15 protein-coding genes are annotated in these 24,912 nt (G+C 66.2%); 9 read left to right on the top strand and 6 right to left on the bottom strand.

Annotated features, from left to right (window positions below; genetic code table 11):
• The 3 genes from IT361_05990 to IT361_05980 form a co-directional block, all read left to right on the top strand.
• Positions 1–776 (top strand): aminotransferase class III-fold pyridoxal phosphate-dependent enzyme (locus tag IT361_05990; GenBank protein MCC6317227.1); only part of this gene is annotated, 776 nt, incomplete at its 5' end.
• The gene (locus IT361_05985) at positions 776–2,182 is read left to right on the top strand and encodes an APC family permease (protein MCC6317226.1); all 1,407 of its coding nucleotides are present in this window, start codon (positions 776–778) and stop codon (positions 2,180–2,182) included. The genes IT361_05990 and IT361_05985, both read left to right, overlap by 1 nt.
• 83 nt (positions 2,183–2,265) lie before the next feature.
• Positions 2,266–2,676: a VOC family protein gene (locus IT361_05980; GenBank protein MCC6317225.1), complete on the top strand. Its 411-nt coding sequence runs from the start codon at positions 2,266–2,268 to the stop codon at positions 2,674–2,676.
• Between the two features lie 113 nt (positions 2,677–2,789).
• Here IT361_05980 and IT361_05975 read toward each other — a convergent pair whose 3' ends face one another.
• The 3 genes from IT361_05975 to IT361_05965 form a co-directional block, all read right to left on the bottom strand.
• The gene (locus IT361_05975) at positions 2,790–3,305 is read right to left on the bottom strand and encodes a hypothetical protein (GenBank protein ID MCC6317224.1); all 516 of its coding nucleotides are present in this window, start codon (positions 3,303–3,305) and stop codon (positions 2,790–2,792) included.
• Positions 3,306–3,593: 288 nt separating this feature from the next.
• On the bottom strand, positions 3,594–4,283 hold the full coding sequence (locus IT361_05970) for an esterase (protein ID MCC6317223.1): 690 nt from the start codon (positions 4,281–4,283) through the stop codon (positions 3,594–3,596).
• 104 nt (positions 4,284–4,387) lie between these two features.
• Entirely contained in the window at positions 4,388–4,807 is a 420-nt protein-coding gene (locus IT361_05965) for a DUF3830 family protein (GenBank protein ID MCC6317222.1), read from the bottom strand.
• A gap of 776 nt (positions 4,808–5,583) precedes the next feature.
• On the opposite strand from IT361_05965, the gene IT361_05960 reads away from it, so the two are divergent.
• From IT361_05960 to IT361_05950, 3 genes are all read left to right on the top strand, one after another.
• On the top strand, positions 5,584–13,260 hold the full coding sequence (locus IT361_05960) for a hypothetical protein (GenBank protein ID MCC6317221.1): 7,677 nt from the start codon (positions 5,584–5,586) through the stop codon (positions 13,258–13,260).
• Positions 13,261–13,358: 98 nt separating this feature from the next.
• Positions 13,359–13,694, top strand: a complete 336-nt coding sequence (locus IT361_05955; GenBank protein MCC6317220.1) for a hypothetical protein — start codon at positions 13,359–13,361, stop codon at positions 13,692–13,694.
• A 244-nt stretch (positions 13,695–13,938) separates the two neighbouring features.
• Positions 13,939–15,054 (top strand): ABC transporter permease, encoded by a 1,116-nt coding sequence (locus tag IT361_05950; protein MCC6317219.1) that lies wholly within the window; start codon positions 13,939–13,941, stop codon positions 15,052–15,054.
• Between the two features lie 47 nt (positions 15,055–15,101).
• Here IT361_05950 and IT361_05945 read toward each other — a convergent pair whose 3' ends face one another.
• The gene (locus tag IT361_05945; protein ID MCC6317218.1) at positions 15,102–16,631 is read right to left on the bottom strand and encodes a CoF synthetase; all 1,530 of its coding nucleotides are present in this window, start codon (positions 16,629–16,631) and stop codon (positions 15,102–15,104) included.
• Positions 16,631–17,779 carry a hypothetical protein gene (locus IT361_05940; GenBank protein MCC6317217.1) on the bottom strand — a complete coding sequence of 383 codons (1,149 nt, stop codon included), beginning with the start codon at positions 17,777–17,779 and terminating at the stop codon, positions 16,631–16,633. Before IT361_05940 ends, IT361_05945 begins: the two co-directional genes overlap by 1 nt.
• A 184-nt stretch (positions 17,780–17,963) precedes the next feature.
• Here IT361_05940 and IT361_05935 point away from each other — a divergent pair, with 184 nt between their 5' ends.
• The 3 genes from IT361_05935 to IT361_05925 are packed head-to-tail and all read left to right on the top strand — an operon-like array spanning position 17,964 to position 22,689.
• Positions 17,964–19,364 carry a toll/interleukin-1 receptor domain-containing protein gene (locus IT361_05935; protein MCC6317216.1) on the top strand — a complete coding sequence of 467 codons (1,401 nt, stop codon included), beginning with the start codon at positions 17,964–17,966 and terminating at the stop codon, positions 19,362–19,364.
• Complete coding sequence (locus IT361_05930) at positions 19,361–21,826, top strand: ATP-binding protein (protein MCC6317215.1); 2,466 nt, start codon at positions 19,361–19,363, stop codon at positions 21,824–21,826. Before IT361_05935 ends, IT361_05930 begins: the two co-directional genes overlap by 4 nt.
• Complete coding sequence (locus IT361_05925) at positions 21,823–22,689, top strand: RDD family protein (protein MCC6317214.1); 867 nt, start codon at positions 21,823–21,825, stop codon at positions 22,687–22,689. Before IT361_05930 ends, IT361_05925 begins: the two co-directional genes overlap by 4 nt.
• Here the strand turns inward: IT361_05925 and IT361_05920 are convergent.
• A complete protein-coding gene (locus tag IT361_05920) occupies positions 22,662–24,722 on the bottom strand; it encodes a hypothetical protein (protein MCC6317213.1) in 2,061 nt (686 codons plus the stop codon). The two genes, IT361_05925 and IT361_05920, sit on opposite strands and share 28 nt — an antisense overlap.
• Positions 24,723–24,912: the final 190 nt, after the last annotated feature.

Below are 24,912 nucleotides of genomic sequence, written 5' to 3'. Positions count from 1 at the left end.
GGTGCCGCCACTGTGCGCACCGCCAGCAGTGCCACCTGGCGTGCGTCAGCTCCATTGAACACGACCTGTTCCAGCGGCACCTGAGCCCCCGCGACGTCGCGGCCATCTTCGTGGAGCCGGTACAGGGCGAAGGCGGATACATCGTGCCGCCGCCTGGGTTCCTCACCGGCCTGCGCGAGCTGTGCGATCGGCACGGCATCCTGCTCGTGTTCGACGAGGTGCAGAGCGGCATCGGGCGCACCGGTCGCATGTTTGCCTGTGAACACGAGGGCGTCGAGCCCGACATCCTCCTGTCGGCCAAGGGCCTGGGATCCGGGATGCCGATCGGTGCGATGATCGTGCGCGAGACGGTCGACAACTGGGGCCACGGGGCCCACGGCTCGACGTTCGGCGGCAATCCGGTCTGTTGCGCAGCCGCACTCGCTACCATCGAGCTGGTCGAACGAGAGCTCATGGCCAACGCGGCCATTCAGGGGCAGCGGCTCCTGGACGGAGCACGGCGGCTCATGGAGCGGCACGAGTGCATCGGCGACGTGCGCGGCGTGGGACTGATGGCCGGCCTGGAGTTCGTGCGCGATCGCGTGACGCGCGAGCCCGATGGCGCACTCGTCAGGCGCATCGTGGACCTGGCCTTTTCGCGCGGACTCCTCCTGCTCGGCGCCGGTCACAGCGCGTTGCGTCTTGCCCCTCCGCTCGTGATCGACGCCGAAGACGTCGACCGCGGACTCGCGATGCTCGACGCCTGCATCGCCGAGTGCGCCCACGCCGCCCCGTGATGCCCTCGACCGAAGGGACGGCACCATCGCTCGCGCTCCCCAGGTCGATGGGCGTGCGCGACCTGGTACTGCTCAACCTCGTGGCGGTGCTGTCGCTGCGATGGATGGCCACGTCGGCGGCCGCGGGGCCGAGTGCGCTGACCCTGTGGCTCCTGGCCGGCCTGCTGTTCTTTCTGCCGCTCGGGCTTGTCGTCAGCTGGTTCTCCGTGCACCAGCCCGCGCAGGGCGGCATGTACGTCTGGACCAAGCGGACCTTTGGCGAGGGCCACGGCTTCATCGCCGGCTGGTGCTACTGGATCAACAACGTGCTGTACCCGGCCAACCTGCTCATCGCGACCGCGGCGATGTTCACGTACGCCATCGGCAAGGGTGGTTCGGGACTCGAAGCCAGCTGGGGCTACGTGCTGGGCACCACGCTGGTGATGCTGTGGATGGCGGTGGCGATCAACATTGTTGGCCTGCAGGCCGGCAAGTGGCTGCAGAACGTCGGCGCCGTGGCCACTTACCTGCCCGGGCTCGCGCTCATCGCGTTAGGCGTGGTTGTCGCCACCAGGCAACCCGCGGCCAACCCGATCACGCTGGCATCGATCACGCCGGACCTCACCGCGCTGCCCGAACTCAACCTGTGGGCGTCGGTCGCGTTCGCCTTCTCCGGGATCGAACTGTCGGCGACGCTCAACGACGAGATCCGTGATCCGCGTCGATCGTTGCCACGCGCGGTGGCCATCTCGGCGGCGCTCATCGCATTCATCTACATCGTCGGCACGCTCGTGGTGCTGTGGGTGATTCCGCAGCGCGACGTCAACGTCGTGTCCGGATTCCTGCAGGCGATCCAGGCGGCCGCGGTCGCGAGCGGCACGACGCTGGGCTGGCTCGTGCCCGCGTGCGCGCTGCTCTACACCATAGGCAACATCGGGGGCGTGGGCGCGTGGCTGATCGGCCCGGCGCGCGTGGCGTTCATGATCGGCATCGATCGCTACCTGCCGCCGGCCTTTGGGCACATCCACCCGCGGTGGAAGACGCCCTGGGTCGCGATCCTCGTGCAGGCCGGACTGTCGACCCTGTTCCTGCTGCTGTCGGTGCTGGGTCGCGGGACCACAGTGGAGCGCGCGTACCTGATCCTGCTGGACACGATGCTCCTGATCTACTTCATCCCGTTCGTCTACCTGTTCCTGGCCTACCTCAAGGTTGCCGGCGGCGCCGGCGCACCGCGGCGCGCCCTGCGGATCGTGACCGGACTTTGCGGGCTCGGGCTCACGCTGTTCGCGATGATCGTGGCCTGCATCCCGCCGGCCGGTACGCTCAGTGTGTGGCTGTTCGAGCTCAAGGTGGTGGGTGGCGCACTGCTGTTCGTGGGCGCTGGCGTGGGATTCTACCTGCGTGGGCGCGCGCGAGCGGGCCAGTAGCGTCACGACGCCACGCTCCATAGACTGCCGCCCTCGGCACGACTCAACCTTCGTGCGCGGTTCACCCGTACCCAACGTCACCAATGTCCGCTTCGACCGCCGCCATTCAGGCCAGCACCCTCGGGTGCTCGCTCACCTGCAAGGACCTGGACGCCTCGATCCGCCTCTACCGCGACGCTATCGGCTTTTCCGTGGAGCACACGTTCGAAAACGAAGGAAAAGTGGTCGCCGCTGTCATCGCCGCGGGGAACATCCGCATCGTGCTCAACCAGGACGATGGCCAACTGGGTTGGGACCGGATCAAGGGGCAGGGCTTCTACCTGCAGATCAACGTTGCTGGCGTCGCGGACGTCGACGCGGCGGCCGTGCGGCTCAAGGCGGCCGGCGTGGCCCTGCTCAGCGAGCCTGCGGATCGTCCGTGGGGCGCGCGAATGTTCCAGTTCAAGGATCTGGACGGATTCAAGCTCGGCGTGTCTACACCGCTCAGCGCGTAGTCGCGAACGCAGATCCCGGCGCGCTGGCGCCGGGATTCCGCGGACGGGGCGGTGCTTGCCTCGCACCGTCTCGCGCATCGCGGCCGCTCCGGGCGCGTCGGGCCCAGGCGCCGCTACCGTCGCACGACGGTCCACTCGAGACGGCCGCGTGTCGCTGAGAGTCGTCGAGCGAATCTCTCGTAACGCAGTTCCGTGCCCCACGCCCTGCGATCGCCCCAATACCATCCAAGGCCCGCAGTGCCAACGAGGGTACCTCCCGTGGCCAATTCCTCCTGAACCACGTGGAACCACTCCGCGCCGAGCAGTGTGGTCACGCGATCGCTCAGCATCCGGCGGTGAATCTCGTAGCCGGCGCCAAGCCCGTTTTCGATGCTCTGCGGTGGGAGCGGGATCTGCGGCACCTCACCGCACGGACACGCCGACATGCGTCCGACGACGTAGCCCACACCCCACCAGCCATCGGTCAGTCGGTGCGCCAGGCCAAGGCGTCCCGAGAGGTTCAGGGCCCAGTTCCATCCATTGTCCCGTGTAAGGAATGTGCCAACCTGGACCTCGGGCCGTCGCTGCGCAGCGATCGGCGTGGTGTTTGCCCCGGCAGCGAGCGCGAGCCACACAAGGCGATGCGTCAACGTTCGCGCTCCAGGCCATGCGACGCTGCGGGGCGCTGGTAGTCGAACGGGTTCATGGGTCCCTCGCCTTTCGTTCATCTCGCGCACGCAGATATGCGGACGCACGCATGAAGTGTCGTTGGTGACAGGGCCAGACTTCTGCCGGCGCTCGGCTGCCACCGGCCCGAGCAGCGCCACGCTCGGAGTCTCGTCCAGCGCGGTGGCGAGGTGGGCAGGATCCGGCGGGAGATCGTCCGTGCGATCATGGAGCTCCGCTCCAGAAATGCACGGACGCCGGTCCCGACCCCTTCAGAGCCCCATTGTATCGAGGTGGTAGGGCAGCATCCGACGCCACCACGGCCAGTCGTGTCGCACGTCATACCCCCAAACGTCGAGCCAATGCGGAATCCCCTTCTGCGTGAGCACCTCAGCCAGTCGTCGCGACGCGTCCGGGGCCTCGTACGCTCCCTGACCCGTGCAGATCGCGATGCGCGATGAACCACGCAACAGGTCGAGTGCGTGCCCGTCGACCCCGGAGAGATACCAGAGCGGATTGTTGAAATAGACGTTGTCGTCGCTGTACCCGTCGAGGTAGCTGGTCGACAGGTCGTAGAACCCACTCATCGCGATCGTACCGCCGAACAGGTCAGGGCGGCGGAAGAACGCGTTCGCCGCATGGAATGCCCCGAACGACGCGCCGGTGGTGATCGGGCGCGCGCTCCGGTCACCGGATACATGCCTCATGTAGGGCACCAGCTCCTCCTCGATGTAGGCGGAGTACAGCGCCTGGCGACGCGCCTGCTCACGCACGGGCAGCGTTCGATCCATCCACGCGTGGCTGTTGATGCTGTCGATCGAGAAGAGGCGCACCTTGCCGGCCATCAGGTGGGGTTCGATGGCCTTCACGAGAAAGAAGCGCTCGTTCTCCAGGAAGTCGGCAGCGGCGGTGGGAAAGAGCAGAATCGGCGTTCCGGCGTGGCCGTAGCTCACGACGGGCATCGTCAGGCCGAGGCGCGGTGAGCGCCAGCCGTCGATGACGCGGGGCAGGGAAGGGTCGACGTATTGGATCGGCATGCGTTGGTGATTCGACGTGTTGAGAGTGATCAGTCCGGGCCGAATTCGATCTGAATGGGTTGCGCACCTTCCCACAACACCCGGCGACCAAGTTCCTCGAGCTGGTCGTGGCCGCTGGTGAGGGTGAGGAAGTGGTTGCCGGCGAGCCGACCCACCTTGCTGGCGAACGCGCAACTTCCGTACGGGAAGAGAATCTCGGTTTCGCTCGCACCTGCGGGATAGAGCAGGATGTCGCCGCGCGAGGGATACGAGGTCGCGTTCTCGGCGTCGATGCCGAGACTCAGGTCGCCCAGCGGTACCCACGCGGCCTCACCGCTCCATCGTGCCTGGATCAGCTGACTGCGAAACGGAAGAATCGAGCGAAAGGCGGCGCAGGTCTGCGGCGCCAGCCTTTCCTCGAGACGTCCCTCGAATGTCAGCTCGGCGACGTGGATCAGGACGCGGGTCATCGGCCTCTGGGCGTGGTCGGCCCGGAGAGTATCGCGCGCGTCGGGCGTGGCAGCCAGTGGAGGGCGATCCCACGTGCGGGGCCCGACGGTTGCGTCGAGCCGGCCCCGGACGCAGCCCTCTCACACTTCGGCCGCGCCGGGGAGGGCGCGCTGTCGAGCTCCAACGCGCGGCGCCAATTTCAGGCGACGCGAGCCGTTGCCGGGCTGATCGCGGCACCCACCCGGAGATCTTCGTGGCCGGGAACGCGCCCCGCGCTTCGGTCTCAGACTCGGCGCGATACACACATGATAGATGCGGTCGGGCTCGCGGCGTCCTGACTGAACCTGACCCGGTTTGATGGGCACCTCGCAAGCGCCAGATTAGCCCTTTCCTGCGTGGAACGCCCGTCAGCGCGGCGTCAGATGCCGCTACCGGTATTCGGATGACGGTCATCAGTCGCTGAGTCGTCAGACTCCTCGGTAGCAACCGTCCCTTTCTGGCGCGCCCTTTGGGTGCCGGGCGGCATGACCAAGTCTGATCCACAGACGAACGACCACCCGCGCGGCCTGTAGGTGCTCGGGCAGTTCCGTAGTTCCTCAAGAGTACTGCCGTTGTCGCGCTCGACGAAGCCGATCCGAGCGCTATGTCCTGCGCAGCCGCGTCCGCAACGGGAGCTGGAGCAACGATGACGAACTGGCGTTTGCATTGGAACACCCGCCCGCCCGTCCGCCGTGGTGGCACTGCACTGCGACTTTGCTTGTTGGCAGGGGCACTTGTCGGCTCCCGACAGACGGCCTTGGCCCAGACAGCGTGCGCGAACGCCTATCGCTTTGAGGCCGTTCCGGGCAATCCCAGCACTTCGCTTCGTGGATATGACGTCGTGCTCGTTCACGGGTACGTCCCCGAGGACAATTTCCCTGGCGACGACTGTACCGAGGCGCAGACGCGCCGATTGAACGACTACTGGCACTTCAACAAGCAAGGGGTTGCCGGGGCGGAGTGGACGAGCATGGTGCAGCACCTGCAGGCGAACGGGGTGCGAGTCTTCGGATGGAAATGGCCAACCTTCAATAGCATCTCGCATGCCGGTGATAGCCTTCAAGTCGAGATTCTCCGCGAGGTACAGTCAAAGACCTTGGGACCTTACGTCGTGCTGGTCGGTCACAGCTTCGGTGGGCTCGTTTCGCTTCGAGCGCTCACGCAAGGATCCGGCCTCCGCTCCACCGTGATTCGCGTCTTGACGCTGGGCAGTCCTCATCAAGGAACGGATGCGGGTTGGTCGAGTGGGTCCCTCGCACAACAAGAGGCTCTTCCCGGTTCGCCGTTTCTCTCGCAGCTGCGTAGCGCGCGGATGCAGGACGCCAGCATGATCTATGCGTTTGGAGGCCGACGAAAGTCATTTCAGACCAAGGACTGCTCAGGCCTGGGTGTAGTGCCTGATCCACAGGGGAACGATGACTGTGTCGTTGCGGTAACGAGCGCATACGACGGGCAACCGGGGGACGTTGGAGGCCTTGTTCGAGAGACACTCAATGGTGCTGAGTGGTTCGGCTACACGCATACTCAGATCAAGCTCGATTACACTGGCGAGATCCCAGCTGACGTGAGTCAAGGGACGCTTCTTCGGTCCGCGCTCGATCGACTGCTGGTATCGTCGCTGCGGCCCGTGCTCGCTGCGAATCCAACCAGTCCCTCGATTCCTCCTAACGGAAGCCCGCTTCCAATCACTATCACCAATGCGAACGTTGGAGGCGTCATCAATGGAGTTACGGTCAGTGAATTGGGAGCCCCGAGCGGCTGGCTTGGATGGCAGCTCTCGACTCCAACCGTTGGACCCGGCGGAGCTGCGACACTGAGTCTGCGCAGAATCGGAGGTACGCTATCACCCGGGCGCTATCAGGCGACGTTGCAGATCGCCGCGAATGGCGCAACGCCAATCACAGTAAGCGTGTGGCTCGATGTCCCCGTAGTCTCTGGACCGACGCTCACAGTATCGAAATCGACTGTGGGGCCCGGCGAGACTTTCACACTCAACTGGACGGTCGTTCCTGGAGCGACAAGATACACCGTCGAGCGCTCGAAGGATCGCAGCTACACCGACCTGAACCCCCTTCCGCCGACCACCCAGACCACAGCGTCCGACGCAATCGCGGTGAGCGGTGTGCCGATCACGATCTATTACCGCGTCAGGGCAGATAATTCTTCTGCCTCGAATGAGGTGTCCGTCACAGCGATTCCAACGCCCGTCGCGGGCAACATGAGCGCAACGCCTGCCTCGCTCTTGCTGAACGGCATCGTCGGTGGAGGGAAGGCGATCGCAGATGTCACTCTCCGAATTCAGGGACAAGCGGCCTTCACATGGTGCGTAAGCGGAACCACCACGGGCGGTGTGCCCAATTGGTTCGAGTTCCCGCGTTCCTGCGGAAACGAGACGCAGGTGCCAATACAGGTACGTGCGAATCCGCAGGGACTCACGGCCGGGCAATACAGCGGCTTCCTGGACATCTCATCGCCACAAGGAACGAATTCGCCACTGCGACTACCGGTGACGTTTGATGTGCGTAGCGGAACGGCCAGTGGCGTGGACCTCATCATCGATACGGCATACATCGACTACGCATACCATGACCCGCGCGATCCGACGAAGCCACGGAGCCAGATCCAGTACTTCTGGCGCGTCAAGAACATTGGGGTAAACGCCGTGCCTGGGGTGCCTTCGGGCTACGGGCGAGACCACGTGTACTGGGGAACCTCTCCCAGCCCGCAAGCGATCTGCCAGGGCTCGGTGAACCTCAATAGCAATGTCTTGAATCGGAACCGCGGCATCGCACCCGGTGGCACGCTTACGCAGTCGGAGCGCGACAACTTGCCCCCGCAGGCGTACACGGTAGGCCAGTCCTACCTGCTATTCCTCACGGATGGTGACTGGAACAGTGGTACTTGCATCGGCTTGCCCGGCCTCATCGCCGAAACCAACGAAAGCAACAACCATTTCGTTCTGCCGATCTACATCCCGAAGCCTCCTGTGTTGATCCTGCCAACGACAACTGTGACAATGCCAGGCACCGTCGGTGAGGTCCTTGCGCAGGTGGTTGGTTACTCGAATGCTGGCGATCAGCCGTTGGTGGTCACCGCCACGACGAGCGACTCCCGGCTCATTGCGACAGTAGGTTCGTCAAGTATCAACCTCAGCACGTCCGCGGCGGCGTGGGGCCCGGGCACGTGGCCTGCGACAGTACAAGTAGCCTCGAACGGCGGGAACGCTTCGATCCCGGTCAGCGTAGTCGTTACCGCGGCGCCGACCATCGTTGCGAGTCTCACACCAAACGCTTTTACCACGACCACAACGGCCACGGGAAGTCTTTCGATCAGCAACGGTGGGGGTGGGAGCCTGGCGTGGTCGATAACTGGCGGTCCCTCCTGGGCGACACTGTCAGCCGCATCGGGAGTTGGCGCCCAGGTGGTGACGGTCACGGCTAGCGCAAGCGGTCTGCACCCGGGGAACCATCAAGGAGTGCTGACGATTGCGGCGCCGTTCGCGACAAACTCACCGATGCAGGTTCCACTCAGCCTGACCGTACCAGCACCCAATCTCTTCGCTGCGCCCGTGATCTCAATAACTCCCGGGCTGCCCAGTTCGATTGACCCCATCTCCGTCACAGCGACACTTCAGAATACGGGTCAAGCCAGCGCAGGGCCGTTCACGTGGCAGCTGCTCGTAGATGGATCGGTCGCTGTCTCCCAAAGGATCGCGAGCGGGCTCGGGGCCGGTGCCTCGGCTTCTGTGAACGCTGTGGTCGGTCCTCTGTCTCCAGGCAGCCACTTGATCGAAGTACGAGCAGACGCGCTCGATGAGATCCCGGAGTCGAGCGAGACGGACAACTCCTCACAGCGATCGGTCACTGTCACGTTGCCACCTAAACCCAATCTGATGGTTGCTCCAATTGCGGTGGCGCCCGCATCACCTACAGACACTGAGCAGCTCTCTGTCACCGGTAGCATCGTGAACGCTGGTTCGGCGGCCGCGCCGTCGTTCACATGGAACCTTATTGTAGATGGTCAAGTGATGGCTACCCGTACGGTCAACTCTGGCCTTCAAGCGGGCTCTTCAAGTCAGTTCTCAGAGTTGGTTGGACCACTCGCTGCCGGGTCACGCATTGTCGAGGTACGAGTAGACCCGGGCGGATTCGTTGACGAACTGAGCGAGACGGACAACGCGGCGAGTCAGAGCGTTACGGTGAGTCCGACCCCGCGCATCGATCTGGTGCCGGGGGCCGTGACAATGACTCCGACGAACCCGACGACAAGTCAGGTCGTGACGTTCACGGCGTCAGTCACCAACACGGGCAACACGACGGCACGGAGCGTGGGGTGGCGATTCCTGGTGGATGGGCAGGTGGTGGGGAGCGGGGTGACCCCGAGCTTGGCGGCGAGCGGGAGCGCGCCGGTGAGCGTGACGACGGCGAACCCGTTGACCGTCGGCCCGCACACGGCGGTACTCGAGGTGGATCACGCGAACACGATCAGCGAATCGAACGAGACGAATAACTCGAGCACGCACGGCTTCACGGTTACCCCCGCGCCCTTCGTCGATCTCGTGCCCGGCGCGGTAACGGTCAGTCCAACGAATCCCACGCCGACGCAGGTGGTGACGCTGAGTGCGGTCGTGCGCAATGTCGGCAACACCGGAGCGACTAACGTCGGTTGGAGAGTCCTAGTCGACGGACAGGTCGCTGGGAGCGGCATCGTCCAGAGTCTCGCGGCGGCAGGGAGCGCGCCGGTAAGCGTCACGACGGCAACACCGTTACCCGTGGGGCAACACACGGCCGTTCTCGAGGTGGATCCGGCGAACACGACCACCGAGTCGAACGAGACAAACAACGCAGCGATGCTGGCCTTCACCGTAAGTCCGACACTGACCATCGATCTGGTGGCTGGAGCGGTAACCGTGACCCCGTCCAATCCGTCGACGAGTCATGTGGTCACTCTGAGCGCGTCGGTGAGCAATGTCGGGAACACCGCGGCGTCGAGCGTAGGATGGCGCTTCCTGGTGGATGGGCAGGTGGTGGGGAGCGGGTCGATCCCGAGCTTGGGGGCGACTGGGAATGCTCCCGTGAGCGCGACGACGGCGAATCCGTTGGCCGCGGGATCGCACACGGCGACGCTGGAAGTGGATCACGCAAACGCAATTGTCGAGTCAGACGAAACCAACAATACCGCGACCCAGAGCTTCACCGTGAGCGCGACGCCGGTCATCGACCTTGTCGCTGGGGCTGTGACGGTGAGCCCGGCGAACCCGACGACGAGTGATGTGGTCACGCTGAGCGCGTCGGTGAGCAATGTCGGGAACACCGCGGCGTCGAGCGTGGGATGGCGCTTCCTGGTGGATGGGCAGGTGGTGGGGAGCGGGTCGATCCCGAGCGTCGCGGCGACCGGGAGCTCGGCAGTGAGTGTCACGACGGCGAATCCGTTGTCCATGGGATCGCACACGACGGTGCTCGAAGTGGATCACGCCAACGCCATCGTCGAGTCGAACGAGACGAACAATACTGCGACCCAAAGCTTCACGGTGAGTCCCGCACAGTTCATGGATCTAGTCCCCGGTACCGTGACGGTGAGTCCGACAACTCCAACGACGAGTCAAGTGGTCACGGTGAGTGCCTCCGTGCGCAATGTCGGAAACACGGGAGCGACGAACGTCGGATGGAGAGTCCTGGTCGACGGACAGGTCGCCGCGAATGGCGTCATCCCGAGTCTCGCTGCGGCGGCAAGCGCGTTGGTGAACGCGACGGCAGGTCCGTTTGGAGCTGGCCAGCACATTGCCGTGCTGGAAGTGGATCCGGCGAACACGGTCGCCGAGTCGAATGAGGACAACAACACAGCGACGGCAACGTTTACGGTTATCGCACCGGTCATTGACCTTGTCGCCGGGGCAGTGACGGTGAGTCCACCGAATCCGACGACAAGTCAGGTGGTCACGCTGAGTGCGACAGTGAGCAACGCGGGGAACACCGTGGCGTTGAGCGTGGGATGGCGGTTCTTGGTGGACGGACAGGTGGTCGGGAGCGGGTCGATCCCGAGCTTGGCAGGGAGCGGGAACGCGCCAGTGAGCGTGACGACGCCGAATCCGTTGAGCGCAGGATCGCACACGGCGGTCCTCGCGGTGGATCACGCGAACGCGATCAGCGAATCGAACGAGACGAATAACTCCACCACACAGAGCTTCACGGTCAGTCCCGTGCCGTTCGTCGATCTCGTCCCTGGCGCCGTGACGGTCAGCCCAACGAATCCCACGCCAACGCAGGTGGTGACGCTCAGTGCGGTCGTGCGCAATGTCGGAACCGCCGGAGCGACGAATGTCGGCTGGAGAGTCCTGATCGACGGGCAGGTCGCTGGGAGCGGCATCCTCCCAAATCTCGGCGCGGCAGCTAGCGCGCCGGTGAGCGTGACGACGGCAGCGCCGCTTCCTGTGGGACAACACACCGCCGTCCTCGAGGTGGATCCGGCGAACACGATCACCGAGTCGAACGAGAAAAACAACACTGCGACGCAGAGCTTCACGGTCAGTCCGACACCGACCATCGATCTGGTGGCCGCAGCGGTAACCGTTACGCCGCCTAATCCGACGACGAGTCAGGTAGTTACGCTGAGCGCGCTGGTGAGCAATGCCGGCAACACCGCGGCATCGAACGTGGGGTGGCGATTCCTGGTGGATGGGCAGCCGGTGGGGAGCGGGTCGATTCCCGGCTTGGCAGCAACTGGCAACGTGTCGGTGAGCGTGACGACGCCGAACCCGTTAGCTGCGGGGTCGCACACGGCGGTCCTGGAAGTGGATTCCGCGCACACGATCCTGGAGTCGAACGAAAACAACAACATCGCTTCACTAACCTTCACCGTTCTTACGTCGCCCCTCCTCGACTTGGTCGCGGGAGCGCTAACAGTGAGCCCACCGAGCCCGACGACGAGTCAGGTCGTGACTCTGAGAGCATCAGTGCGCAACGGCGGAAATGCGGCGGTCGCAGGCGTCGGATGGCGAATCCTCGTAGACGGGCAGCTAATAGGGAGCGGCAGTCTCCCTAGCCTGACGCCCGGCGCGACCGCGCCCGTAGGCATCACGATGGCAAGTCTGCTTGCCGCGGGACCCCACACGGCTGTTCTCGCAGTGGATCCTACGAACACGATCACCGAGTCGAACGAAACCAACAACACGTCGACACAGAGCTTCACCGTCATCTCGCAGGCGATCGACCTTGTAGCGGGTGCTGTCAATGTGAGTCCTGCCAATCCGACGACGAGTCAGGTGGTGTCGTTGTCAGCCACCATTAGCAATACGGGCAACACCACGGCAACGCGCGTAGGTTGGCGCTTCCTCTTGGACGGGCAAGTGATGGCGATCGGGTCGATCCTGACCCTGCCAGGCGCCGCGAGCGTGCCACTGAGCGCGGTGACGGCGAATCCGTTGCCCGCGGGGACGCACACAGCGGTGCTTGAGGTAGATCCTGCGAACGCGATCTCTGAGCATAACGAGACCAACAACTCTGCCCGTCAGTCCTTTATCGTGATCTCGATTTGCACCCTTGGCATATCCGCGGGTTCGGGGGGAACAGCGACGATCACAAGCGGTGAGACAACGGGTCCGTGCGACCGGCAAGTTACGGTAACGGCGACCCCCACCGGCACCCACACGTTCGACCAGTGGGTGGAGGATGGACAGCAGGTCGCCAGGGCGAATCCGTGGACGTTCACGCTGACACAGAATCGAACGCTGGTGGCGGTCTTCAGCCAGGCACCCCAGTGCACCTTGACCTTGAACGCGAACCCGACGCAGGGCGGAAACGTCGCATTCACCAATGGAGCTGCAACTGGCGATTGTGGTCGGACGGTCGTTGTGCGGGCTACGGCGAACCAAGGCTGGCTACTACAGCGTTGGTCAGATGGCGGCGTCGGAAACCTGCGGGAAGTTCGCGTCGCCCAATCGTCCCAGGAGCTCGTGGCAACGTTCCAGCGAGTTCAGTGCGAAATCGGCCTGACCCAGTCGACCGGGGGCACGATTGTGTTGGTTAGTGGAGGCACACAGGGCGACTGCGGCCGGACCGTCGTGCTCCGTGCGACGGCGAACCCCGGCTATTCCTTCCAGCGGTGGAGCGACGAGTCGACCCAGAATCCGAAATCGGTGACACTCGAGGAGAACAGGACACTCGGCGCCGTGTTCGAGGCCACCGTGAACGCACAGGAGGTCGCGCGAAGACTCCTCGGTTGCTTACTGAGCGACGCATGCCAGCTGACCATCAATGAACAGCTGTTCGCCGACGCGCAGGGCAACAAGAACGGCCGGTGGGACCTCGGCGACCTGCTTGCCCTTCTCGACAAGAATCCGGTTCTCACACTATCGCAAGAGCTGTTGATGGACGCAATCAGCAACCCCGCGGCCTCATTGCGCAGCGGTTCAGTTCGCGGAGACAAGAAACCATGAAGAGATCATTCACGGTCGGCCTCCTCCTCATACTCGCCGCGTGTCCTCCTCCAGACCGATGTACCACGACCGAACCATGCGTCGAGCCTACGAACACGGTGACCTACGCCGTGTTGCTCGAAACGGTACCAACAAGCCTCGGCGCCCTGGCGTTCAAGGTCGACGCGGCAGCGGAGATCTCGCTCGCCATCGAGGCAAGCGCCGCGACGAGCCGACACGCGAGTACCGGCGCGGGGAGGTCGAAACGGGGGGTACTCCTGGGTCGTGTACTGACCGGACGGATTGCGACGATCGTTCGAGCCGGGTCGTGTGACGGACCAGCACCCACGGCGCAGGCCACGCAAGCTGCCGCGATCGCCGCTGCGAACTACGATAGTATCGCGGTGTCGCAGGTCAGGCTCCTGGTGACGCGGATCAGCTGCGTTCCGTCCTGACGACGGCGTGAGGCAGATCGCAAGCGTTCTAAGAGAGCGATTGTCAAGGACGGGCTTCGCCCCTGCCGATTGCCTGAGCGCTGTGTCCTTGGCAGTAAACGTCTGGCTCGAAGGGGGTACCTGTCGATGTGTCGACGGCCCGACGGGGATGAGCTACGCGAGGATGCCGTCGGCGCGGGCGCGGTGCCAGGCGCGCGGCAGCCAGTCCGCCGCGTGCGCGCCCGTGCAGCGCGTCAGGACATCCGTGAGATACGCCTCGATGTCGAGCTTTGCCTGGCGGGCTTTCTCCCTCGGCGCGCACCGTTCGAGCGTGGTGCGCAGGTACTCGCAGAGTCCTTCCTGCTGGCGCTCGTTGGGGGAGCGTGCCTACTGGGACGCCGCCTACGAGCGCCTCGCGGCCATCCCTGGTGTGGAGCGGGTGGGTTCGGCGAACGGTGTGCCGTTCAGCGGCTGGGACGTAAAGTCACGGATGGCGATCGAGGGGCGGCCAGCGGCTGCATCAGGCGAGGAACTTGACGTGCATTTCCAGAACGTCGCACCCGGATTCTTCGACGCCATCGGGGCACGGATCGTGGCTGGGCGTGGCATCACGCCCATGGATCGCGACACGGTTGCGCGCGTGGGAGTGATCAACGAGACGCTCGCCAGGCGCGAGTTTGCCGGGCAGGATCCGATTGGTAAACGCATCAAGCAAGGTCGCGCGGGCGACGATCGGCCATGGATAACCATTGTCGGCGTCGTGAGCGACTACCGGCACTACCGACTTCCAGAGCCCATGGGGCCGGCGATCTACTTTCCGCAGTTGGCGTGGGCCGACTACGCCCAATCGTTCGTGGTGCGCACATCACTCGCCGAGCCGCGCGCGATCGCACCCACGATCGCGCGCGTGCTCGCGTCGCTCGATCCGGGCGCGCCAGCGTACGACGTGCGCACGTTCGAGGAGATCGTCAGCAACTCGCTCTGGCGCCAGAGGCTGCAGGGACAGGTGCTTGGACTCTTTTCCTTCTTCGCGCTGGTGCTGGCGGCCGTCGGGATCTACGGTGTGATTTCGTACGCCGTCGCGCAGCGGGCGCGCGAGATCGGTGTGCGAATGGCGCTGGGCGCGTCGCGGGGAGAAGTCGCGCGGTGGGTGCTCGGGCAGGGGGGACGGCTCGTGGCGACCGGGCTCGTGGTCGGCTTGGCAGGAGCGTTGGTCCTCACGCGCACGCTCAGTGCCTTGCTCGTGGGTGTGAGCACGACCGACATCCTGACGTTCGCGCTCGTACCGCTCCTCCTCTCCATCGTTGCGCTGGCAGCCATTCTTGTGCCGGCACACCGGGCATCGCGCGTCGATCCGGTGATCGCGATGCGCGCTGAGTGACGGGAGTCGGTGGCAACCTTCGCGTCGGAGCCTCGTCTCCGGAACGCTCAGGACGCCGCCGTGAGCTCCGGCTCGGGTGCGCCGACTGCGGGCGCGATGTAGCGCCGCTTGACGCGCGGATCCATGCCGGCGAACGGTCCTTCCCCACGCGCGTGCAGGACCAGCGACGGCTGCTTTCCGGCCGGCACCATGCGGCGCGATTCGCGGAAATCCTGGTTGACCGCCGCCAGCGCATCAAACACGGGCCCTGTCCATGGTCCGGCGTCGGCACCGGCCAGCGCCTCGGTCACCTCGAGGTGCAGCACGAGCCGCTTGTCACCCTCGGCATCGTCAAACGTAGCGAGCTGGAAGCCGTCCACCTCACCGGCGATGGCATGCACCCGATACAAGGCTTCCTGCACGTCGGCCGGCGGGATCTTGCATCCGTAGTAGGAGACCGCGGCGTCGGCTCGACCGTACAGAAAGAGCAATGGCAGGTCGAGCGCCGAGCGATCGAGTGACGCGACCGGGATGCCGACCTCGGCCAGTACTTTCGCCAACTCGGGAAAGCGCACGACGTGGCCGAGGTCGTGGATGTTGTACCGCACTTTGGGCGCCACGTAGTCCGGCCGGCACACGGTCACGAGCAGCTCGCCGTCCGCGTTGGTCTCGATGAAGAAATCGGCGGGGTTGAACTGAAAGATCATTGGCATGCTGCCCCGATGGTGCACTAGTCGCGCGGCGAGCTCAGGCCGGTCGGCAAGCAGGCGCCGGAGCGCGATCGTCAGCTCGGTCTCGGCGGCAATGTTGAGGTCCAGGTCAGACGCGCCGTAGGAGCCGTACACGCGTTCGATGCCGCGATTCATGAGGTACCGACGCATCGATTCGCTCATGCCTTCGCCACCATAGATCATGGAAACGCGGTACTGGACCCAGTCGATCTCGAGGGTGTCCACCAGCTGCTTGAGGAAGGGCGGATAGCCCATGATCACGAAGTGGTGCCCCTGCCCGAAGTCGCGCAGGGTGTTGCCGATCTTGGCGATGTCGGGGCCGAGGGACTTGACGCGACACCAGCGCGAGAGGGAGAGCGTGAGGTTGATTCCCGTCGCCCAGGGTCCGAGGGCAAACGCGTTGATCACGAAGATCGGGCGGCGACCGAGACGGTGCTGAAGGCCGCGACGAATCGCGCGCGCGTTGGCATCGCGTTCGCGCGCCCCGCGCACCCAGCTCGTCGGCGCGCCGCCGGTTCCCGAAGACTCGTCGATCACGACACCACTCGCTGGCAGCGCACCCCGCACGCAGCGCGCCTCGAGCGGCCAGGCGTTCACGTACGACGCCTTGTCGGTGACTGGCACGTGCTCGATGGCCAGCAATCCACCGGCGGTACTCCCTACGCGGCGCGCGATGAACGCGCGGTAGGCAGGCACGGTGCGCCACGCCTCCTGGAATCGGAGCCACGCGCCAAGCTCGCCGAGCTTCCACCGCAAGCGTTCGAATCCGGGGAGGGCGAACAGGCTGCCGCAGAGCCCAACGCGGTGCAGCAGGGTGACGATCGGCGAGGTGACGATGTATGCGAGCGCCGCGAAGGTGGTGCGCATCAGAGCGTCTCTCCGGTGACGAGAATGTCGGCCTGCGGAATACGATGGCTGCGAGGCGCCGTCGCGCTGCGACCCACGCGCGCGAGCAGCCAGATGGTGTTTGCGCCTTCATCGGCGGCGAGCCGGGCACGCAGCTGCGCGTGGGCTCTGGCGTTGGTGATCACCGATCCAAACGGATGCAGCTGGACGCCGCGCCGCGTGAGTTCGAGCCAGCTCCGCCCCATCACGCGACCGGCAGCGATCCAGTCGGCCGGTGTGGCAAACGGTCCCTGCCACCACGCGATCGTCCGCGTGCCGTGCATGCCGTTCACGAGCATCTGCCCGGACATCCTGGCGCGCCAGCCGCGGCCCCAGCGCGCGTGGTCGTCAAAGAAGGCGCGCATCAGCCAACCGGGGAACCGCATGCAATGCGCCCAGAGCCCGTCGCCGGGGTTCGTGGCTTCTTCGTCGGAGGTGCGAATCCAGCGGCGCAGTTCGGTGCGCGTCGGCGCGTCGTCGAGGTCGGCAAACAGCGTGAAGCGATTGAGGTCGATCGCCCACTTCACGAACTCGTCGTCTGAACTGGCGTCGACCCGATGGCCATGCGACGCGGCGATCGCTCGCAGGGCATCGAGCGCAGGCGCGTCGACGCGAGTGCCGTCGTACGGGAGCCGCGACGTCTTGCGATCGAGGATGAGCTGCCGGTCAAACGATGGATCGCTGGTGGCAGGTCGGAGCGCGAGCGTGGCGAAGGGCTGCGGGCGCGGTGCGGAGTAGTCCAGCGTCGCTTCGAGGATCGTGGCGTCGACGTCGAGGTGCCGGACACGCGCGGCGATCGTGAGGTACTCCACGAACATCGTGAGCCCCATGATCGTGAACGCGCCCGTCGGATCCGTCGTCGGGAGAAGGCGTCGCGGGTCGTAGAACACCTCGGCGGACCGCGGTCCCGTGACACGCAGCCTCCACGGCTGCGTGTTGTGCGGCGACGGCGTCCAGCGCGCGTACGCCAGCGCGTCGACCCACGTGCCATCGGGGTCGAGCGACCGCGCAATCGACGCGTCGGGTCGCACCATCGCGTCCAGTGGAATCCGGAACGCTCGGGCACAAGCGGCGAGCGTGCTCAGCGCCACCGCCGATGCTCCACTCCGGACAAACGTGCGTCGTTGCATGGCCTCTCCCATGGCGTTCGACCCAGTTTGGCCGCGCCGGCCGTGGCCGGGCATACGTCGGGTGACGTAGGCGAGCGACCGGGTGGCCCGCGCGGCTCGTTCGATCCAGGGCGTACATCCTTGACACGGCGCAGCTTATGGCCCCCCGTGCACGCTGGCGGGTTCGGCGGTATCGTGGTGCCTGATGCGGCCTCCTTCTCCCCCCGATCTTTCCTCCTGGGAAGAGTTCGACCTGCTGCTGACCCGGATTCGCGCCGGCGTCGTGGTGCCGGTCGTGGGCGCCGAGCTGCTGATGGTCGACGACGGTGCCGGCGGTCGCGTGCACCTTCACGACTGGATCGCGCGCGAACTCACCGGGCCGCTGGGACTCGGCGCCACACCGGTGCGTTCGGGGTTCTCACTCAACGATCTGGTGGAGGCCTTCCTTCGCCAGCCGGATCGTCGTCGCGCGCATCTCTATCGCCGCGTGCACCAACTGCTCAGTGGCGCCATGCCGGCACCGCCCGCAGCGCTCAGTCGACTCGCGCAGATCACCGACTTCCCGCTGCTGCTCTCCACCACGTTCGACGACCTGCTGTTCCGCGCCGTGCGCGAGAGCGGGCGGGCAGGCGGTGCCCGAGCGGAGCAGCGGAGCTTTTCTCCGCGCCGAGCTGATGACCTCGACGCGAGCTGGACGCGGTCGGCGGACGCGGCACCGATCGTCTACCATCTCTTCGGCAAGGCCGACATCGAGCCGGACTTTGCCCTGTGCGATGAAGACGTGCTCGAGTTTCTCGTCGCGATGCACGCCGAGCACCAGAGTCCGCGCCGGCTCTTTGACGTGGTGCGCGGGAGCAACCTGCTGTTCATCGGTTGTGACTTTCCCGATTGGCTGTCGCGATTCTTCCTGCGCACGCTCAAGCGCTCGCGCCTCTCGGCGGAGCGGGAGCAGCTGGAAGTGGTGGCCGACACCGTGGTGGTCGCCGATGAGCGACTGGCGGGCTTCTTCAGGCGATTCAGCTACCAGACGTATGTGTACCCCGGCGATGCGGCGCACTTCGTGGATGAGCTGTACCGGCGCTGGTCCGCCCTGTCGCCGGCGCCGGTGGTGGCACCGATGCCCACGACGCCTTCCGTACCGGGTCGTCCGCTTGGCAGTGCGGAAGGGTGCGTGTTCATCTCGTATGCCGCCGAGGATCGCCCCGCCGCGGTGCGGCTCCGCGCTGCGCTGGTGGATGCGGGCATCGACGTGTGGATGGACGACCAGCGGCTCGACGCCGGCGCGGCCTACGATCGCATCATCGAAGACGCCATCCGGCACTGTGCGCTCTTTCTTCCGGTCGTCTCGCGGAACACTGAATCGCGCCAGGAGGGCTACTTTCGGCGCGAGTGGCGGCTGGCCGACGAGCGCACGCATCGCCTCAGCGCGCGACGGCGCTTCGTGATTCCCGTGACCACCGATGGTGTGCCGGCCAGCGGGTCGGACACGCCGCAGAGTTTCAAGACGGTCACGTGGGGGAAGGCGCCCGGCGGTGACCCGACACCGCTCGTGATCCACGACGTGCGTGAAGCCTATCGCGCCGTGCGCCGGGAGCAGGGCGCATGAGCACCGGCGAATACGGCAAGGTGGCCATCGATCCCGAACGTCCCTGGCCCGGGCTGCTCTCCTTTCCCGAGGTGGCGGCGCGCCTGTTTCATGGGCGCGGACGCGAGGTGTCCGAGCTGCTGCGCCTGCTCGAAGCGGAGCCGGTGACGTTCCTGTATGGCAAGTCCGGGTTGGGAAAGACGTCGCTGCTGCAGGCCGGGCTCTTTCCGCGACTGCGCGAACGCGACCGGTTGCCGGTGTATCTGCGACTCGGTCATGGGGCCGGGGCGCCGGACGCGCGGGAGCAGCTCTTTCGCGCGCTCACCGCGGCCATGGACCAGGCGTCGATCGACGGGCCGCGGCCGCTGCCTGACGAGTCGGCGTGGTCGTTCCTCCACCGGCGCGGTGTGGAGTGGTGGAGCCCACGCAACCGTCTCGTGCGACCGGTGATCGTGATCGACCAGTTCGAGGAACTGTTCACGCTGGGACAGGAGTCAGCCGAGGCACGGGAGCGTGTCGCGGGCACCATCGACCTGCTCGAGGAGCTCACCACGCAACGGCCTGGCGCGGCGCAGCGACGTGTCTTTGATGCCACACCGGAGTCGATCGAAGGCTACGACTACGACGTGGTGCGGTATCACGTGCTGTTCGCCTTCCGCGAGGACTTCCTTCCGCAGTTTGACCAGCTGCGCGAGCGACTGCGGATCAACCCGCATCATCGGCTCGCGCTCGAGCGGCTCACCGGCGCGGACGCGCGCGACTCCGTGCTGGGGACGGGCGGACGGTTGGTCGAGCCCGAGGTGGCCGAGACGATCGTGCGGTTCGTGGCGGGCGATACGCGTGGAGGCACCCGCGCCCTGGGCGACCTCGAAGTGGAGCCCTGGCTCCTGTCGCTGGTGTGCGAGCAGGTGAACGAACGGCGCCTTGCGGCAACCCCGGTGCCGCGCCGCATCTCCGAGGCACTGCTCACCGGATCGCGCGATGAGATCCTCTCGCAGTACTACGCGCGATGCGTCGAAGCCCTCGACCCGCGCGTCCCTGCGTTCCTCGAAGACCGCCTGCTCACCGAAGGCGGCTACCGCACGCCGTATCCGTACGACGAAGCGATCCGCATCGACGGCATCACACCGAAAGTGATCGACGAGCTGGTCGATCGGCGGCTCGTCCGACGGGAGCAGCAGCAGGGGATGCATCGGCTCGAAGTCACGCACGATGTCCTTGGACCGGTGATGTTGCGGTATCGGCAACAGCGACAGTCGCACGAACGTGATGCCATCGGACGCCTCCGCACGATCGCGGAACGCCGCAAGGCGGCCGAAGGTCGGCGTCGGTCGGGCCAGCTCGTGGTGGCCGCGACGGTGCTCGTGACGCTCATCGGCGTGTTTGCCTTTCTGCAGTCGCGCGCCGCCACGCGCGCCGAGCGCCTGCTGGGCTGGTCGCGCGAGACGCAGTCGCATACGTACACGGCGCTGCTGCAGTTCATCCGTGAGTCGAAGGACGACGAGGACGCGCGCAACGCGGTGGATTCGCTCGTCGTCGCCACCAACGCCGTGCGGCGCGGCGTGCGCGGCGATCCGCTGCTCACCTCGCAGGAACTGCAGTACGCGTTCCTGGGCGCACTCGCCTGGGGAGACAGCAGTCAGGCGACGAGCTATGCAGGGCGGGTGCTGGACCTCGCGGATTCCCTGCACGTGCTGCTGGGCGCGGGTCGGGGAGGGAATGACGCCGAGTTTTCGTATCGACTGGCCGGCATTCTCGCGGCGCGCCGCGGCGACACGCTTCGGTTGCGCGACAACCTCAATCGACAGCTCGCCCTCCTCGCCGACTCATCCCTCTCGACGTTCAATACGGAGAAGATCGCGAGTGCAGCGATGAATCTCGCCTCGCTCGCGCCTTCCCACGTCGATCGGCAGACCCTGCTGCGGCGTGCCATCGATGCGGTCCATCAGGCGGGGTATGCGCGCGTGTCGCTGTCGATCCTCGACAGCCTCACGGGGACCATCAGCCGATACGCGACGGCCGCGCGCGACGACCTCGACCTGGACTCCGCCACGGTTCAGCACGCGCACGCCCTCGCGCGTGACGCCTACAGCCTCCGCACACACGCCCTCGAAGTCCGCTACGAGGACGACTCCACCAACACGGCGCTGCGAGCGCGCTACGCCGGCAGTCTTGGCAACCTGGCGTGGTTCGAACTGCTGTCGGGCGACTACGCGGCCAGCCTCGGAAGCTCAAACCACGCGCTGCGGCTGGATCCTTCGCTGGACTGGATTGCCCAGAACGCCCGTCACGCCCGCGTCTTTCGCGGAGAGCTGCGCCGGATGGAGGCCGAACTCCTGCGCCTCGCGCCACGCCAGCTCCGGACCGCGACCGGCACGTACGCCGAAGTCGCGCTGCAGGATATCGCGGTGTTCAGGGCCGCACGACTGCGTCACCCCGACCTCGACCGGTACGAGCAACTCTTCCGGCGGAGTGTGCGATGACCTCGCGCTCCGCGTGGTACTACGCCGATCTCGCGGGCCGCGAAGGTCCGATCTCATGGGACGCTCTGCTGGCAGCCGTGCAGCGCGGCCAGCTCTCCCCGCGCGGTCTGGTGTGGGCGCCGGGCGTCGATGACTGGGTGCCTGCCGGCGAGATTCCCTGGCTCTTCGGCTCGCCGGGCGACGTTCCGGCTGATCTGATCGATGACGGCTTCGATGGGGATGGCGTGGCGGCACCACCGCCGCTCACGCACACCATCTATGGGCGCTCGCGCCAGTCCACGCGCTCACCCATCGGTCGGCGGGGGCAGCAGGTGGCACCGGTCGTCTCCCGCGCGCTCGCCGCGCTCATCGATCTGCTGATCGTGGTGCTCCTCACGGTGGCGATCGGCGGCATCATCGGCGCGCTCATCCTGCGCGCGAATCCCGCGAGCGCCCTCGACACGGTGGCGACGGTGCGGACCGCGACGTTCTTCGTGCTGCCGCTCCTTTACCACGTGGCCGCGGAGTCGTTCAGCGGGACTACGATCGGCAAGCGCGTGTTTGGGCTCATGGTGGTCGATGCGGCCGGGGAGACCCCGTTCGCCTCCCGCATCGTCGTGCGATCGCTGGTCCGCTACCTGGTGCTGCTGGCCCTGATCATGGCCATCGTCTTCGGTCGCGAGGAGTACCACGGTGATGGTGAGATGGAAGGCCGTGTGCTCCTGGCGCTTGCGCTCCCGTACCTCGCGTTGTGTGCCGCGCTCGCGTCACGCAGGGAGCGGCGGATGCCGCACGATCGCGTGGCGGGCACCTGGGTCGTGCGTCGGCCATCGCGCCCGCGCGCCGTGAGCACGCCTCAGGGTTCGGGCAGCTCCTTCGCGTAGAGCACCGACCACTCACCCGCCTCCTCGGCAAAGTCGCGGGCGACCGTTTCGGTCAGACGCAGCGACTCGGCGACCCACGAAGCCGGATCGGTGGCGGGGTTCCCCTGCGCCTGCTCGATCTGCGCGATCAACTGTTGGGCGGCCAGCAGGCGACCGCCCGGGCGTGCCGGGTCGCGACCCCTGAGGATCGTGCGAATCACGGCGCTACGGTCGGCCAGCCGCCGGCACTCGGACTGGAAGCGCACCGCGTTGAGCGATGACACCGCCGCCGGCAACACGGCTGCCATCAGCACCAGGAACGGGATCAAGGTCGTGACCGCGTGCGCGACCGACGCGGGAAACACGTGCAGCAACTCACCCATCGTGAGACCGATGTCGATCGCCACGAAGGCGATGACGGCCACGCTCAGTCGCCGTCCCCATCGGTCGAGGAACCCATGCAGCGCGTTCATCGAGCGCGCGCTGCGATCGTGATATGTGGCCTGTTGCTGGATCCACCCGTCGTGCAGCCGTCGTGCCGCGGCGAGGGCGTCGGGACGGAGCACGCGCACCTGTCGGTCGGCCCCGTCTCGTCCGCGCATCATCTCCGGCGTGGCGAAATCGCCAGGCTGGATCGCGCGGAGGATCGCGGCGAGCAGCCAGTCCACCGCGCTCTGTCTGACGACGCGCGCGGCGTACTGCGGCGGTGCCGCCGATGGTGGGTCAAAGCTCGCCAGCAACGGCAGGTAATACATCGCGCGCAAGCGCTCGGCGAGGTAGCGATAGTCGACCATGCGGTCGTTCCAGTCGCCGTGATTGGCCTGGTGCGTGTTGCGCGCGATGGTCACCACCAGCGCGAGCTTGATGGTCGCGAGCAGGAGCAGGACAACGAGCATCGGGTTCGCGCCACCATGGCCGGGAGCGGCCGCCGCGGAGGCCTGGAACGCGAGGAGCACGAGGCTCGACCCGGCGAACGTGACGGCCAGCAGCGCGAGCGCGTAGTTCACCAGGTACGCGCCGCGATAGAGACCGGCGTAGTGGTACGTGAGTTCGGTCGCCCGGGAGCGCCACGTCAGTACGGGAGGGAGCGATGGGTCGCCGGTGAGCGCCGTGCGGTCACGCTGAAAGCGGCTCTCGAACCAACGCCAGATGCGCTCTCGATGTGTAGGGATGCGCCTGGCGCTGCCGCTCGCATCCCGCGCCACCGGCGGAAGTTCAGGCCGATGGAAGTACTCCTCGAGGAGGCGTTCTCCCGGGGACGAGGCATCGTCGTGCGACGTCGCCACCGGCCGGTGCTCGTCCGGATCGACGAGGATGCGGCCAAGCACATCGTGCAGGCGGCTGGCCAGCTGTACGTCATCAGGCGGTTCGGCGCCCAGGGCAATGTGCAGGTCCTGAAACGGTTCCAGGAGCCGGATCCGCTGTCGCTCGATGTCGATGAGCAGCACTGGAACGTCGCGGTCCAGCGCGGCGCCCACCGTCTCCATCGTGCCGCCCGCCCGTGCCGGCTGCAACGGATCCGTCGCGGCGATCAGCAGGTCGGCGTGGCGAAGGATCACCGTCGCCTGCGCGCGATACGCCCGGCTGCGCCGTTGCTGCGCAAGCGGCGTATCCGGCGTCGGTTTGTCGCACACGCCGTCCAGCGCCACGATGTAGCGGCAGGCTTCGGCGCACCGGTCGAACGTCTGGGCAAAGCCCGGTTCGCGTGAATCCCGATACGCGGCAAGGTCGCACGGGAGCACCGCGGCTACCTCTGCGTCCACGCCGGTTGACTCGCGGTCCGAGGCGTAGCGCAGCGCCACGCGATGCGCGATCACATCAGCCCCTTCGGCCAGGCCGGTGACCAGGCGGAGGAGTGGCGGCGACCCGCGATCGTAGAATCGCGAAACACCGCGCACGCTCGTTGCCCCGTGGGTGATCGCCGAGCACAGCTCGGCGCCCATGAGGTGCAGGGCGCGCTCGAGCGAGGTGTCGAGGAACCGGGTACGCGCCGCGTCGAGCGTTCGCGTTCCCGCGAAGGCGACGCGCAGCGTGAGCCGCGGCAGCGAAGGCATGGGAGCGCTCACGCTGTTGGCCGCCGGCTATTGCGCGTTGGTCACTACGCCGGTCGCGCGCGAGCGCACGCACGCGAGCGGCCGCGCCGCCGCATGGCCGACGTGCGCTTTGCGACCACGGCCAGCGGTGATGGGGGCCAGCAGCACGCGTTCCATGACCTGAGCCCGGCGTTGGGATGGAGGCCCCGGT

Source organism: Gemmatimonadaceae bacterium (genome assembly GCA_020846935.1).
Classification (GTDB): domain Bacteria; phylum Gemmatimonadota; class Gemmatimonadetes; order Gemmatimonadales; family Gemmatimonadaceae; genus RBC101.
This window is presented reverse-complemented; position numbering and strand designations above follow the sequence as displayed.